General features: G+C 69.7%; 9 protein-coding genes. 5 read left to right on the top strand and 4 right to left on the bottom strand.

What is annotated here, in order from left to right:
- A complete protein-coding gene (locus tag ACFPJ1_RS15845; RefSeq protein ID WP_380104457.1) occupies positions 1 to 2199 on the bottom strand; it encodes a LamG-like jellyroll fold domain-containing protein in 2199 nt (732 codons plus the stop codon).
- 177 nt (positions 2200 to 2376) lie between these two features.
- Here ACFPJ1_RS15845 and ACFPJ1_RS15840 point away from each other — a divergent pair, with 177 nt between their 5' ends.
- Positions 2377 to 3999 (top strand): Wzz/FepE/Etk N-terminal domain-containing protein, encoded by a 1623-nt coding sequence (locus tag ACFPJ1_RS15840; protein ID WP_380104455.1) that lies wholly within the window; start codon positions 2377 to 2379, stop codon positions 3997 to 3999.
- 10 nt (positions 4000 to 4009) lie between these two features.
- Positions 4010 to 5311, top strand: a complete 1302-nt coding sequence (locus tag ACFPJ1_RS15835) for an O-antigen ligase family protein (protein WP_380104453.1) — start codon at positions 4010 to 4012, stop codon at positions 5309 to 5311.
- 19 nt (positions 5312 to 5330) lie between these two features.
- Here the strand turns inward: ACFPJ1_RS15835 and ACFPJ1_RS15830 are convergent, their stop codons facing one another.
- A complete protein-coding gene (locus ACFPJ1_RS15830; protein ID WP_380104451.1) occupies positions 5331 to 6875 on the bottom strand; it encodes a right-handed parallel beta-helix repeat-containing protein in 1545 nt (514 codons plus the stop codon).
- A 110-nt stretch (positions 6876 to 6985) separates the two neighbouring features.
- Here ACFPJ1_RS15830 and ACFPJ1_RS15825 point away from each other — a divergent pair, with 110 nt between their 5' ends.
- Complete coding sequence (locus tag ACFPJ1_RS15825; RefSeq protein ID WP_380104449.1) at positions 6986 to 7351, top strand: hypothetical protein; 366 nt, start codon at positions 6986 to 6988, stop codon at positions 7349 to 7351.
- On the opposite strand, the gene uxaC is transcribed toward ACFPJ1_RS15825, so the two are convergent.
- Complete coding sequence (gene uxaC, locus ACFPJ1_RS15820) at positions 7339 to 8745, bottom strand: glucuronate isomerase (RefSeq protein WP_380104446.1); 1407 nt, start codon at positions 8743 to 8745, stop codon at positions 7339 to 7341. The two genes, ACFPJ1_RS15825 and uxaC, sit on opposite strands and share 13 nt — an antisense overlap.
- Positions 8746 to 8923: 178 nt before the next feature.
- On the opposite strand from uxaC, the gene ACFPJ1_RS15815 reads away from it, so the two are divergent.
- Together ACFPJ1_RS15815 and ACFPJ1_RS15810 are read left to right on the top strand one after the other, a co-directional pair.
- A complete protein-coding gene (locus ACFPJ1_RS15815; RefSeq protein ID WP_380104444.1) occupies positions 8924 to 9928 on the top strand; it encodes a LacI family DNA-binding transcriptional regulator in 1005 nt (334 codons plus the stop codon).
- A 44-nt stretch (positions 9929 to 9972) separates the two neighbouring features.
- Positions 9973 to 11403 carry a mannitol dehydrogenase family protein gene (locus ACFPJ1_RS15810; RefSeq protein ID WP_380104442.1) on the top strand — a complete coding sequence of 477 codons (1431 nt, stop codon included), beginning with the start codon at positions 9973 to 9975 and terminating at the stop codon, positions 11401 to 11403.
- Here ACFPJ1_RS15810 and ACFPJ1_RS15805 read toward each other — a convergent pair whose 3' ends face one another.
- The gene (locus ACFPJ1_RS15805; protein ID WP_380104441.1) at positions 11404 to 13107 is read right to left on the bottom strand and encodes a right-handed parallel beta-helix repeat-containing protein; all 1704 of its coding nucleotides are present in this window, start codon (positions 13105 to 13107) and stop codon (positions 11404 to 11406) included.
- Between the last annotated feature and the right edge of the window lie 44 nt (positions 13108 to 13151).

Below are 13151 nucleotides of genomic sequence, written 5' to 3'. Positions count from 1 at the left end.
TCAGCGGGCACTGAAGTGGGCCTGCACCTGCGCCGCGGTCAGTGCGTAGGGATAGACCGCGGCCTCGTCGATGGCCATGTTCGTCTGGGTCGCGCCACCGCCGGACCAACTGTTGATGTTGTCGTACCCGACCCGCCACCAGCCGTAGTACACAGATGCCTGGCCGGTGGTCAGGCTGCCGGCCGACACGCCGTCGACGTACAGCTGCATCGCGCCGTTGTCGAAGGTGCCGACGACGTGGTGCCACTGGCCGTCGTTCTTGTTCGACGCGCTGTTGATCGTCTGCCTGACCCCGTCGTTGACGCCGAACGTGAGCTGGCCGTTCGAGCGCATGTACAGCATCCGGTCGGTGGAACTGCTGTTGCCGGTCTTGGAGTTGCCGAAGCCGATGATCCGTCCGCCGCGGGTGACGGACTGCTTGACCCAGGCCTCCACCGTGAATTGCTGCGGCATGCTGTACGCCTTCTCGCCGACCATCCGGCCGGTGGTGGTGCTGATCGTCGCCGCGGTGTTCCCGGCGACGGCGCCGGCGCTGCCGAGCGTCATCCCGGTGAAGGTGCCGTTGTTGCTCTGGCCGGAGGCGTCCACCGAGGTGGTCGTGCCGACCGGCTCACCGAGCCGCCAGTACGCCTGCGGACCGTCGGAGGCAATGATCTGGTCGTACGCCGTGCTCGCGGTGGTCGCCACCGTGAGCGGGTCCGAGTAGTTGCCCCGGAGCGTCGTGCTGCCGTCGGTCACCTCGACCCGGTAGTTCGTCACCTCACCGGGCGTCACGTCGGCGTCGGTGTAGTGCAGCCACGGGCGGTCCCAGAAGGTCGACTTCGCCGTCCAGGTCGCGATCGTGGTGTTGCTGAAACCCTTCAGCAGCCGGTAGGTCAGCGTGGTGTCGTCGTTGTCCACCACGGTCTGGAAGTGCACCTGTACTACGCCCGGCTGGACGCTGTAGGGCAGGAGCTTCGCCGGCTTGGCCGGAGCGGCGCCCGGGCCCGCGTTGGTGAAGCGGGTCAGACCCTGCTGGCCGAGGCCGTTGGTCTGGGTGAAGTCGCCGCCGACCCACAGATCCGAGCCGCCGGTCGCGAAGGCCAGCGGACCGACCTCGGTGGGCGGACCGGCGTTGGTGTTCGGGTACCACGGGCCGAGCGTGCCGTCCTCGAGGGACTCGGTCAGCAGGAACCGGTAGCCGGCGCCCTGCGGGAAACCGCCCGCGCCGGCGTTGGCGCAGTCGTGCGCGTGCGAACCCTTGTAGAGCCAGCCGTTGACGACCTTGAGGGCCTCGGTCGCGCCCAGGCACTGGTTCTTCCACTTCAGCGCGCCGGTGGCGATGTCCGCCGCCCAGGTGCCGTCGAAGCAACCGCCGCCGTCGCCGCCGTTGCCGAAGTACACCGTGTCGCCGCTGGCGTCGATCGCCTTGACCCGGGTGGTGCAGGAGCCGTTCGGCGGCGGGACCGCCGAGGCAGCGGGGAACGGGAGCACCGCGCCCGTGGTCGGGTCGAGGCTGGAGACCGTGTTCTGGTTCGTGCCGTTGACGATGCTGAACTGGCCGCCCGCGTAGACCTTGGAGGCGTCGTCGGCCACGTCCACGGCGTACACGTCGCCGTTGACGGCCGGTGCCCACGGCAACAGCGTGCCGACGTCGCCGGTGACCGCTGCCAGCCGGAGCCGCTCCACGTTGTTGACCAGGCCGAACGAGCCGCCGAAGTACACGGTGTCGCCGGACACGGAGATGGTCTTGACCCGGTACGAGACCGAGGGCTTCCAGTTCGTCACCAGCGCGCCGGTGGCGGTGTCGAAGGCCGCGATCCGGTTGCGGGTCACGCCGTTCACGGTGGTGAAGTCACCGCCGACGTAGAGCCGGGAGCCGTCGGCCGACGCGGCCACGGCGTACACCTGGCCGTTGAGGACCGGGTTGAACGCGGCGACCAGGTCGCCGGTGCCCGCGTCGAAGGCGGCCAGGTAGGCCTGCCCGACCTCGTTGGTGCCCAGCGCCGAGCCCGGCGGGCGGACGCTGGTGAAACGACCGCCGACATAGGCCTTCCCGGCCGCGACGGCGATGCCCTGGACACTTGCGTTGGTCTGCCAGACCGGGCTGTCCTGCGCCGAGAGCGAGGCGCTGATGCTCTGGGCGGGCGTCGGTGCCAGCGTGGTCGCCAGCAGGATGCCCACGACCCCCAGGCGCGCGAGCAGCCATCTCTTCTTCATACCGCGGTGTCCCCCCTCGGACAGGCGCCATCCCGGCGCCGCACATGGTTCGTGAATCCCCCGACAGGAGAGTAGGCCACACAAAGTGAGGGTTTGACCAGTGGCCCGGTCCGGGGCCGGTAACGACGGCCTCCTGATGCCTATATCCTGGGCCGTCGAACTCGAATGGGGGGCCGGATGGAACCGGGCACCGTGGTCTGGCGGGACACCGCCCAGGCGCTGCTCAGGCACAAGTGGCTGATCATCGGCTGCATCCTGCTTGGCACCGTCGGAGCCGCTGTCTTCTCGCTGTCGCAGACCGAGCGGTGGACCGCGTCCAGCCAGGTGGTGATCGGTCCGGCCGTGCCGCCGGCCCTGGTCGGCAACCTGCCGACCGGCGCGGACAAGACCGGCCCACTGGGCCTGGACCTGCCGGCCGAGACGCAGGCCCGGGTGATGGCGAGCCCGACGATCCTGCGTGAGGTCGCCAAATCCCTCGAACTTCCGACCACCGACGACTCGGTGCAGGCGCTCGCCGGGGTGACCCGGGTGAAGGCGGTCACCGACAACGCCTACCTGATCACCATCGACGGCCCGACCGCCGACGAGGCGGTCCGCCGGGCGAACGCGATCGCGCGGATCTACCTTGCCCAGCGCAGTACCGAGGCCAAGCAGTTGCTGGTCACGCTGGCCAGCCAGGCGTCGGACCGGGCGAAGACCGCGACGGCCCAGTCGAAGACGCTGGTCAGCCAGATCTCCGAGGCCGTGGAACGGGGCGACACCCAGACCGCCGCGGCGTTGCGGGACCAGCGGGTCGGCCTGGCCACCGAGGCCCGGCAGGCCGCCGACGACGCCGCCGCGATGAACAAGGCGCTGTCCGGCGTCGGCGCGAGCAGCCAACTGGTCACCCCGGCCACCAAGGACACCGCGACCTCGTCGCCGCTGGTGATGCGCGACATCACCGTCGGCGCGATCCTCGGGCTCGTGCTCGGTTTCGGCGTCGCACTGCTCTTCACGCACCTGAGCCCGTTCGTGCTGACCCGCGACCAGGCCGCCCGCGCCGCCGGCTCGCCGGTCATCACCGCCTCCATCGGGCGCCGCCGGTTCTGGCGCCGCGCCGCGCCGCAACTGCCACCCTCAGAAGTCACCTCGCTGGGCACCGAGGCGAGTGGTGCGCTGGCGCGTCGCGAGCTGAACCCCCGCGGGATCGGTGCCAGTGGCGCCGGCGCGCTGCTCGTCGTGTCGGCCTCGCCGACACCGAACTCGGCCGGTATCGCGCTCGCGATGGCAGAGGCGAGTGCCCGCGACGGCCGGGAAACCCTGCTGGTGCTGGCCGATCTGCGCGGCACGCCGCTGCTCTCGCACGTCACCGATCACGAGGGCCTGACCGATCTCGTCACCGAGCCGGCCGCGACCCGCGCGGTCCGGGCGCGCAAGTTGTTCCGCCCGGGCACGGTGGCCGACCTCTACGTGCTGCCGCCCGGTCTGAGCCAGGAGGAGTCGGCGCTCGCCGTCGGCCCGTCCCTGGTGCCGGGCATCGTGGCGGACCTGCCCCCTGGGTACTCCGTCGTCATCCACGGCCCGGCCTCCGTCGGCCGGCACGGGATCTCTCCGTTGGCCGCCGCCGTCGACGCCTCGGTGCTGGTGGTTCAGGTCGGCCACGACAAGGAGACCGACCTGACCCGGCTCACCGCCGCCCTGAAGTTCGCGGGCGCGCCGGTGCTGGGCGTCGTACTGATCGGTGCTTCGCGGCACGACGAGACCTTGGGGATCCCGCTGAACTTCAGCCCGGCCGAGCCTGCCGCGCCGCCGATCCGCTGACGGTGCGCCGATGACCCTGACGGCACCGCCGGTGCCGGGGACCACCCCCCAGGCCGAGCCCGACAAGTCGAGCTGGCTATGGATGGTCATGTGGTGCCTGCTGGTGCTCGGCGTGCAGCCGTGGTCCTCCAGGGCCGTTGCTCCGCAAGGCACGACAGGGTCGACGAACAGCCTGATGAAGGGCGTCCTGCTCGGGGTGATCTTCCTGGTGACCCTGGCGGCGACCAAGCCGGGCTTCCGGACCCGGCTCAGCCCGACCACGAGCATCTACGTCGGCTATGTGCTGTTCGCGAGCGCCACCGCCTTCCTGCTGGCCGATCCAGGCGGTCCGCTGCTGCGGTTGGCGCGGTTGATGATCGGGTTGTTCCTGCTGTTCATGCTGTGGCGGCCGCTGATCCGGGAGCCGGAGCGGTTGATCCGGGCCCACCTGCTGGCTCATCTGCTGCTGGCGCTGACGGTCGTGCTGAGCCTGATCTGGCGACCGGAGGTGGCCTGGCGGCCGCTGAGCGCGTTCGGCACCGGCTACCGCCTGCAGGGCGTCCTCATCCCGATGCTGCCACCGCGCGTCGGCGAGGTCGGCGCGATCCTGCTGGGCCTGGCGATCATCGCGTTCGTGTCCCGCAAGCTGACCTTCTTCCCGGCGAGCGCCTGCGTCGGCCTCGGCCTGGTGCTGGTCGCGCTGAGCCGCACCCGTACCGCGGCCGCGGCCGTCGCCTTCGGGTTGGTGCTCGCGCTGCTGCTGACCCGGAAGACCTGGTGGGGACGAATCGCGTCGATCTCCGTGCCGGGGTTGATGGGGCTGGCGTTCCTGATCATCCCGTCGCTGCACACCTGGCTGTTGCGCGGCCAGGGCACCAAGCAGATCAGCTCGCTGAGCGGCCGGACCACCAGCTGGCAGTACGTGCTCGACGAAGAGGTGTCGGTGCAGACCGCGATCATCGGGCACGGGCTCGGCAACAAACGGGTCCTGCTGCGGCGCGGCGAGGGCGACATCGACGTGATGGCGATCGACAACAGCTGGCTGAGTCTCTATTGGGAGACAGGTCTGCTCGCGGTCACGATCGTCGGCATCGCGATGATCGTCGCCTGGGTCTCGGTACTCCGCGCGCCGACGCCGTTCGTGAAGGCGAGCGGCGCGCTGCTGCTCGGCTACGTCTCGGCGGCCTCGCTGAACGAGAGCGGCCTGTCCGACCTGAGCTCGATGACCCTGCACCTGCTGGTCGCGGCCGCGGTCTGCGACTCCGACCGATTACGCGCCAGAGCCAGGGCGCTGGCCGAGAAACCAGCGCCGCCCAAGCGCCAATGGCGATGACCACACCACAGGCTACCGCCTAGCTGCTGACGCTGTCCTCGTCGAAGCCGGCGGCCTGCCACTGGGACCAGGTCATCGTCCGTCCCCGGTAGGCAAAGCGCTCGGCCTGCTTGTCGCCGATCAGGTAGCTGTTCCGGCTGAACCTGATCGCGCCGTCCCCAGCGGGCGACTCCTTGTTCTCGACCACTCCGGTGCTGGCCGTCTTCGCGTCCATCACCACCTGGTTGGCCTCGATCAGGATGTCCTTCAGCACGTACTTCCCGCGCGGTCCGTCGCCGCGGGTGCGGGACTGGATCGCGATGCCGTTGCGGTTGTCCTTGATCAGGTTGCCGGCCACGGTGACACCGGACGAGGTGTTCACGTTGATGCCGCCGCCGTCCCACAGACTCGGCCCGGAGCCGCGGCCGGTGCCGAATCCGTTGCCCTCGACAACGTTCTGCTCGATCGTGGCCTGGTAGCTGATCTCGTACCGGATGCCGTCCGCGGCGTTGTCGCGGATCCGGTTCCCGGTGATCCGGCGGTCGAACTCGGCGATGTCGCTCCACATCCCGATCCCGCGGTTCGCCACGATGTCGTTGCCGGACACCTCGCCGGACGACCGGGTCGACTTGATCCCGCCGGACTCCCAGTCGGCGATCCAGAAGCCGTCGGTGTTGTTCCGGGTGACCAGGTTGCCGGTCAGCTTCACGCTTTCGGAGCTGTACTGCCCGATGCCGAGCTGCCCGTTGTCGGCGACGGTATTGCCGCTCACCACGGCCTGGTCGCCGTCGATCAGCATGATGCCGACCGCGTGGTTCCAGCGGACCTCGTTCGCGGTGACCTTCCAACCCGGACCGACCTGCAGCGCGCCACCCTGCGGCTTGCTGGCGAAGTGCTCGATGGTCAGCCCCGCGATGGTGACGTCCGGCGCGGCGGCCTCGATCGCGGTCTGCGTCCGCGACATCTCGACGTCCTTTCCGGTCGGGTCGTCCGCGAGGTACACAGCGTTCGCCTTGTAGTCCCCGAAGAACGTGCCCGGCTCGAGCTGATCGAGCGCCATCACTCGCGTGAGGTGCTTGCCGGCCAGGAAGACCTGCTCACCAGGCTGACAGGGGTTGGTCTTCTCGTCCTCGCACTTGCCCTTGAGCTTGTACGCCGCGGGCAGCGCGCCTCGCATCACCCAGTGCTGCTGATCCTGTTGCCAGCCGGTGAGCTCGACCGATCCGCTGAGCACCGCGCCCTGGCTGCTCGCGAGGGTGGTCCCGGCCTCGGGGCGGAGCGCGTGGGTGATCCGGTGCAGTCCCTTGGCGAAGCAGAAGGTCTTGGCCGTCGGGTTGGCGCCGATCACCTGCTGGGGATCGGTACCGACCGGGATCGGCACGCCGTCGCACTTCGGCGCTGTGGACGGACCGGTCGGGCCGAGCTTGATGTTCGCGGCCGGGGGAGCGGCGGTCGGGATCGCAGCCGTCGACGTCGGTGTCGGTGGGGTCTGGTTCGACGCCGGCGTGGCCGGGTCGTCGGTGCATCCGGCTACTACGAAGACAGCGAGCAGAGCTGCGCCCGCCGACATGATCCCGCGTCTCATCGATTCCCCCACGTAGCCGGCCCCAAGAGTCGCCCAAACTATAGGTCCTCGCCCGGTCGTCGACTTCAGGGCTTGCATTCGGTACCCAGCTACGGCCTTACGGTCGGACCATGAGCACTTTCGAGAACCTCTGGATCCCGTCAGCCTGCACCCTGCCGACGGTCGAGCAACCCCTCCGGGTCGCCGAGTTCGATCAGCTCTTCGCCCGCGCTGTGCAAGACGTCCGGCGCATCGATCCGACCACGCTCGAGCTGACGATCGCCTCCACCGCGGAAGCCGAGGCCCGCGATCTCGCCCGTCGCGAGATCGCCTGCTGCTCCTTCTTCAGCTTCGACTTCCTCCCCGCCGACGACGCCCTGGTACTGCGGATCGGCGTACCGGTGAGCACCACCCATGCCGCAGTACTCGATGCCGTGCAGGCTCGGGCTCTTACGGCACAGTCAGGTGGTGTGCAGGCGGGCGATCAGCGGATGTAGGTGGTTCGGGCGAGGTTGTAGGCGAGGTCCTGGGCGACCTGGAAGGCGTCGTCCTCTTCCAGGCGGTGTTCGACGACGAGGTTGGCCAGGTAGCCGGCGTCGATCCGGCGGGCCAGGTCGTGCCGGGCGGGGATGGAGAGGAAGGCGCGGGTGTCGTCGACGAAGCCCGAGGTGTTGTAGAAGCCGGCCGTCTCGGTGACGAGCTCGCGGAACCGCCGCATCCCGTCCGGGCTGTCGAGGAACCACCACGGCGCACCCAGTCGCACGGTCGGGTAGACCCCGGCGATCGGGGCCAGCTCGCGCGAGTAGGTCGTCTCGTCCACGGTGAACAGCACCATCCGGAACCCGTCGGCGTGCCCGAATCGCTCGAGCACCGGCCGCAGCGAGCGGGTGAACTCGGTCGCCACCGGGATGTCGTGCCCCTGATCCGGCCCGTACGCCGCGTAGATGTCCGGGTGGTGATCGCGGAGCACGCCCGGGTGGAGTTGCATGACCAGCCCGTCCTCGGCCGACATCGCCGCCATCTGGAACAGCATGTGCCCGGCGAAGGCGCTCGCGTCCTCGGCGGAAACCTCGCCCCGCAAGGCGCTCTCGTAGATCCGCGCGGCCGCTGAGTCGTCGAGCGGAGTCGCGGCCGCGCTCAGGTGCCCGTGATCCGTGGCCAGTGCCCCCGCGGCGAGGAACGCCTGACGACGCTGCCGCAACGCCTCCAGATACCCCGCGTACGTCGACGTGTCGGCGCCGGCGAGCTCCCCGAGTTGGCGGGTCAGGTCGCTCCAGCCGGGCCGGTCCAGATGGACGAGCGCGTCAGGGCGGAACGTCGGGATCACCCGGCCGGGCAGATCGGCGGCGAGCTTCGCGTGATGCGCGAGGTCGTCCGTCGCGGCATCCGTGGTGGAGATGACCTCGATGTTGAAGCGGTCGAGCAACGCGCGCGGGCGGAACTCCGGCTCGGCCAGCCGCGCGGAGATCTGGTCGAACAAGGTGTCGGCCGTCTCCGCGGAGGGCGCCACCTCGACGCCGAGCACCTCGGCGAACTCGTGCTCCAGCCAGTACCGGCTCGGCGTCCCGAGCAGGAGGTTCCAGTGGGAGCAGAACTCGCGCCAGATGTCGCGGGGCTCGGCAGTCCTGGTGCCGTCGCGGCGGGGGAGTCCGAGGCGGTCGGGGGCGACGCCCTGCGAGATCAGCATCCGGGTGACGTAGTGGTCCGGGACCACGAGTAGGTCGGCCGGGTTGCCGAACGCCTCGTCGGTGGCGAACAGCGCGACGTCGACGTGCCCGTGGAAGCAGAGCAGCGGGAGGTCACGGGTGGACTCGTGGATCCGGCGGGCCACCTCGCGTGCTTCGCCGGCGGGCAGGGCACGGTCCGGATGCGGGCGCAGAGCCTTCGGCATGAGTCCTCCGTGAGGGATCGGCTGCAACGGCTGATGCAAAGGATTGCAGGCATCTGATCCTCACACAAGTCCATGAAACAAGGGAAATCCAGCGGTTGTCCACATCCGGTCATCGAGCTATTGACACAACACTGCAAGCGATTGCAGACTCAGCGGACGACCAGCACTGGAGGTGAAGATGCCCGCAACGCTTCGTGACGTCGCCCGCCTGGCCGGGGTGTCGCCGTCCACGGTGTCCAGGGCCTTGTCGACGCCCGCGGTCGTCAACGCTGCCACCCGAGCCCGAGTGCAGGCCGCCGCCGAGCGCTTGGGATATGAGCCGAACCGGGCGGCGCGTGGGCTGATCACCGGCCGGACCGGCAACATCGGCCTCGTCGTGCCGGATCTCGCGAACCCGTTCTTCCCGAGCGTGGTGAAGGGTGTCCAGGCCCGCGCCCGGCAGTCCGACGTGGCGGTCTTCCTGGCCGATACCGACGAGGACGCGGTCGAGGAGGTCGTGCTGATCCGCGCACTGGCGAAGCAGGTCGACGGCCTGATCCTGTGCTCGCCCCGCGCGAGCGAGGAGGACCTGGTCGCCGTCGCGCAGGAGACGAACGTCGTGCTCGTCAACCGCCTGGTCGAAGGAGTCCCCGCGGTCACCTTCGACAACGAGGGAGGCATGCGCCAGGCGATCGCCCACCTGGTCGCGCTCGGCCATCGCCGGATCGCCTGGGTCGGCGGGCCCAAGACCTCCTGGTCCAGCGCGCACCGCATCATCGGCCTCTACGCGGCCGCCAACGACAACGGCGTGGCGCTGCTGGAGGTCGGCCACTTCGCACCGACGTACGACGGCGGCATGGCCGCCGCGGACCAGGCCGTCGCCACCGGAGCGACCGCGGTGGTGACCTACAACGACCTGGTCGCGATCGGGCTGCTGGCCCGGTTGCACGCCCGGGGAATCTCGGTGCCCGACGACCTCAGCGTGGTCGGCATCGACGACATCGCCATGTCCCGGATGACCCGCCCCGCCCTCACCACCGTGCGGCTGCCGAAGCAGAAGGCCGGCCAGATCGCGGTGGAGTTGCTGCTCGCCGTCCTCGACGACCCGGATCCCGACACCATCATCGGGACCCGCGGCACGTTGCACGGCGAGCTGATCGTGCGGGACTCCACAGGAGTGGCCTCAGACCCTGCACGACCCTGACAGAGGAGAAGTCCGATGCGCCCCTACCGGATGGTCGGTGCGATATGACCGAACGACTGAACCTGGCCAGCCTCCCTGCCGCCCACGCGCCCGCGGTGGACCCGCGCGAGCTGACGGTCGGCATCGTGCACCTCGGCCTGGGCGCCTTCCACCGCGCTCACCAGGCCGTCTTCACCGAGCAGGCCGCCCTGCTCACCGGGGGCACCCGCTGGGGCATCTGCGGCGTCAGCCAGCGCTCCGCGACCGTCCGCGACCAGCTAGCCCCCCAGGACGGCCTGTACTCCGTACTGACCCGTGGCGCGGGTGACCCGACGATCCAGGTGATCGGGAGCATCCGCGACGTCCTCACGGCTCCGGAGGACCCGGCTGCCGTGGTGGCGCGCATCGCCGATCCCGACGTCGCGGTGGTGACGCTGACCGTGACGGAGAAGGGATACCGGGCCGCGTCCGGCGGTGGGCTCGACCTGACCGATCCGGAGATCCAGGCGGACCTGACCGGCCGACCACCGAGAACCGTGGTGGGACAGCTGGCGGCAGGTCTGGCACGGCGCGCGGAGGTCGGCGCCGGGCCCCTGACTGTGGTGTCCTGCGACAACTTGGTGGCCAACGGCCCCTTCCTCCGCCGCCTGATGGAGGACTACGCCGCCGCCGGCTCAACCACCGGCTTGGCGGAGCAGCTCGAGGTCGTCAGGTTCCCCGCGAGCATGGTGGACCGGATTGTGCCGGCGACCACCGAGGCCGATCGGGACGAGGCCGCGCGGCTCCTCGGCGTACGGGATGAGGCGGTGGTCGTTGCCGAGCCGTTCCTGCAGTGGGTGATCGAGAACGACTTCGCCGGGGCCAGGCCGGCCTGGGACAAGGCGGGCGCAGTACTGACCGCGGACGTGGCGCCGTGGGAGCAGGCCAAGCTCAGGATGCTGAACGCGACGCACTCGATGCTGGCCTACCTGGGCGGCTTGCGTGGTTACGAGACGATCGCCGAGGCGGTGCGGGATGACGAGCTCGCCGGGTACGCCACCGAGCTGATGACGGCCGACGTGGTTCCCACGCTGACACCGCCGGACGGGCTCGACCTGGCGGCGTACGGGGAGAGTGTGCTGGAGAGGTTCGCGAATCCCGCGCTGAAGCACCGCACGGCCCAGGTCGCGATGGACGGCTCGGTGAAGCTGCCGGTCCGCCTGCTCGGCACCGTGCGGGATCGCCTGGCCGCCAACGCCGAGCCGCGGCTGGCCTCGCTCGCGGTGGCCGCCTGGATGGTCTACGTCAGCAGGGGAGTGGATGACAAGGGCAACGAGTTGCCCCTGGACGACCCCCAGGCCGGGAAGCTGCGAGCCGCTCTCGATGGAGCCGGCTCACAACCTCCCGCTGTGGTTGACGCGCTGCTCGGGGTTCGCTCGGTCTTCGGCGACGACCTGCCCGACAACAAAGTCTTCCGCGCGCTGCTCACCGATCACGTCGCTCGGCTGACCAGCTAGCTACCTGGCGGTGAACGTGCTGCCGGCGTCCAGACCGGCCTGCTGCCACTCACCGGCGCTGAACCACTGGCCGAACTTCTGGAACCGCTCGGCGCTCAGGCTGTCGAGCACGTAGGTGTTGTCCTTCAGGACGACCTCGCCGCTCGGGACCACGGCGCCGGAGTTCTGCACCATGCCGGTCGCGGTGGTGCCGCCCTTCATCGTCACCTTGTTGCCGGTGACAATGACGTCGCGGAGCACGTTCAGGCCCCACGGTCCGCTGCCGCGGGTGCGGGACTGGATCGAGATGCCGTTCACGTTGTCCTCGACCGTGTTGTTGCGGATCTGGACATTCGAGGAGGTGTTCACGTTGATGCCGCCGCCGTCCCACAGCGACCGGCCCGAGCCGCGTCCGGTGCCCAGCCCGTTGCCGGTGATGACGTTGTTCTCGATCACGCCGTTGCGGCCGATCTCGTAGCGGATCCCGTCGGCGGCGTTGTCGATGATCTGGTTGCCGCTGAACACCCGGCCGTCGTCGTACGCGTCGCTCCACAGCCCGACGCCGGTGTTGTTCTTGATCAGGTTGCCCGCCACCGAGCCGTTGGTGGACCAGGTCGTCTTGATGCCGCCTGACTCCCAGTCGGCGATCCAGAACCCGTCGGTGTTGTTGTTGCTGACCTGGTTGTCCTTGATGGTGCCGTTCAGCGTGCTGTACTGCCCGACGCCGAGTTGGCCGTTGTACTGGATCAGGTTCTTCTCCAGGGTGGCGCCGTCGGCGTTGACGAGCATCGCGCCGACCGCGTGGTTCCAGCGGATGTCGTTGGCGATGACCTTCCAGCCCGAGGCGAGCACGACCGCGCCGGACTGCGGAGCGGTGGCGAAGTGTTCCACGGTCAGGCCGCGCACCGTCACGCCACCCGCGCCGGACTCGATCGCGATCGGCGTCTTCGACATCTCCACGGCCTGGCCCTGTGGGTTGTCGCCCAGGTAGACCGCGTTCCCGGCGTAGTCGGCGTAGAAGGTGCCCGGAGCAACCTTGTCCATGCTGCCGACCCGCTTTAGGTGCTTGCCGTTGAAGAAGACCTGCTCACGCAGGTGGCAGACGTTCGCCACGTTGTCCTCGCACTGGCCGGTCTGCCCGTAGGCGGCCGGCAGCACACCCTCGATCACCCAGTCGCCGTTGCTCGCGGTCCACCCCGTCAGCGGCACGGACCCGGTCAGTACGGCGCCCTGGTCGCTCCCGAGCGTCGAGTTCGTCTTCGGGTGGATGGTGCGGCTGATCCGGTGCACGCCCGCGGCGAAGCAGTACGTCGTACCGGCCTGGCCCTTGTCCACCACGTCGGCGGCGTCCTCGTCCGGCGTGATCGTCACCCCGGTACAGGCGGGCGCCTGGGACGGACCGGCGGGGAAGCTGCCGGGGGCCGGCGTGGTCGGCTTCGGCGTGCTCGCCGGGGGTTCGGTGGGCGTCGGAGACTCCGTGGTGGGCTGCGCCGTCGGCGTGGTCGGCGGCCGGGTCGGCACCGGCGGCACACTCGGCACGCTGATGGTCGGCGTGGTCCGCGGGCGCGGCTTGTGCGGCCGGTCGCCGGGCAGCACGCCGGAGCCGGCCACCTTGTCCTCAGGCCCGAAGGCCGAGGCCATGTTCGACCGCGTGCCGGCGACGATCCCGGTGATGGCAACCGCACCGGCTGCCGCGACAGAGATGATGGTCACTGATTTCTTCACGTAGGACCCTTCGGGGGTTCGGGTACTCCTCTGTGCACCCCCCT

The organism is Kribbella qitaiheensis (assembly GCF_042657745.1).
GTDB classification, from domain to species: Bacteria; Actinomycetota; Actinomycetes; order Propionibacteriales; family Kribbellaceae; genus Kribbella; species Kribbella qitaiheensis.
The sequence above is the reverse complement of the archived record's forward strand: the minus strand, read 5'-3'. Positions and strand labels throughout refer to the sequence as shown.

What these genes read in the sequence shown, in the direction of transcription:
- ACFPJ1_RS15845 (WP_380104457.1), bottom strand. Translation starts at nt 2,199, where the DNA reads ATGAAGAAGAGATGGCTGCTCGCGCGCCTGGGGGTCGTGGGCATCCTG.
- ACFPJ1_RS15840 (WP_380104455.1), top strand. Translation starts at nt 2,377, where the DNA reads ATGGAACCGGGCACCGTGGTCTGGCGGGACACCGCCCAGGCGCTGCTC.
- ACFPJ1_RS15835 (WP_380104453.1), top strand. Translation starts at nt 4,010, where the DNA reads ATGACCCTGACGGCACCGCCGGTGCCGGGGACCACCCCCCAGGCCGAG.
- ACFPJ1_RS15830 (WP_380104451.1), bottom strand. Translation starts at nt 6,875, where the DNA reads ATGAGACGCGGGATCATGTCGGCGGGCGCAGCTCTGCTCGCTGTCTTC.
- ACFPJ1_RS15825 (WP_380104449.1), top strand. Translation starts at nt 6,986, where the DNA reads ATGAGCACTTTCGAGAACCTCTGGATCCCGTCAGCCTGCACCCTGCCG.
- uxaC (WP_380104446.1), bottom strand. Translation starts at nt 8,745, where the DNA reads ATGCCGAAGGCTCTGCGCCCGCATCCGGACCGTGCCCTGCCCGCCGGC.
- ACFPJ1_RS15815 (WP_380104444.1), top strand. Translation starts at nt 8,924, where the DNA reads ATGCCCGCAACGCTTCGTGACGTCGCCCGCCTGGCCGGGGTGTCGCCG.
- ACFPJ1_RS15810 (WP_380104442.1), top strand. Translation starts at nt 9,973, where the DNA reads ATGACCGAACGACTGAACCTGGCCAGCCTCCCTGCCGCCCACGCGCCC.